Raw genomic sequence first — 868 nt, 5'->3', positions numbered from 1 at the left:
ATGCCCTCAACTTCCTTGCCCTTGCGCCCGGCCGACAGGCAGAGCGCGCGGGATTCGTTGTCCCGGACAAGGCCGCAAAGGGTGTCCTGCGGGCCCAGTTCCAGAAAGTGGCGGATGCCGTCCCTGCTCCACATGGCATGGACGCACTCGGTCCAGCGGACGGAGTTTTCATCCAGGTCTGTGATATGGCGGCAGATGGAGGGCTGGTCGTCGGGGTAAAAGCCGGTGGTGATGCAACTCAGCATGGGGCTGCGCGGAGCACGCATTTCAAGGGCGTTGAGGCGGCGCAGCGAAAGATCGCGCAGCACGCGCATGCTCGGATGGTGAAAGGCCAGGCTCACGTTGAGCACAATGGCGGGAATGCGGCGTTTACGCAGGCTCTTGCGGGCTTCCTGCAGGGCCTCGCGCGGGCCGCTGAGGATGAACTGCTGGGGCGTATTGTAATTGGATACGTACAGGGACGGCCAGACGGAGCGGATTTCTTCCACTATTTCCGCATTGGCGTGTACGGCCATCATGCCTGTCTCGCGTGTGGCGGCGGCTTCCAGTTCGGCCATGTGCACGGCGCGTGTGTCCAGAATATACCAGGCCACCTCGGGCGAGTAGATGCCGCTGAGGCAGAGGCCGATAAGCTCGCCCAGGCTGTGGCCGCAAAAGAGCGAAGGGCGCAGGCCCAGAGAGGAAAGCACGCTCCACTGCGCAAATTCGAGCATGAAAAGGTAGGGAGACTGCCAGCGGGTGAGGCTGATCTTTTCCACATCCCTTTCATCCATAAGGCCAAGCACGTCCCAGTCCGCCACAGCGGCGATGCGATCCATGGCCGTGCGCGCCGCCGGAAAATTGTCGTACAGCTCGCGCCCCATTCCCG

Annotated in this window: 1 protein-coding gene; it reads right to left on the bottom strand. The window is 62.6% G+C overall.

The genetic code is table 11. The features are described from left to right. On the bottom strand, positions 1-868 hold an 868-nt coding region (locus tag V6C16_RS14345), incomplete at both ends, for an ACP S-malonyltransferase (RefSeq protein WP_333543572.1).

The sequence above is a fragment of the Desulfovibrio sp. 1188_IL3213 genome (assembly GCF_036763145.1).
Taxonomy (GTDB): domain Bacteria; phylum Desulfobacterota; class Desulfovibrionia; order Desulfovibrionales; family Desulfovibrionaceae; genus Desulfovibrio.
The sequence above is the reverse complement of the archived record's forward strand: the minus strand, read 5'-3'. Positions and strand labels throughout refer to the sequence as shown.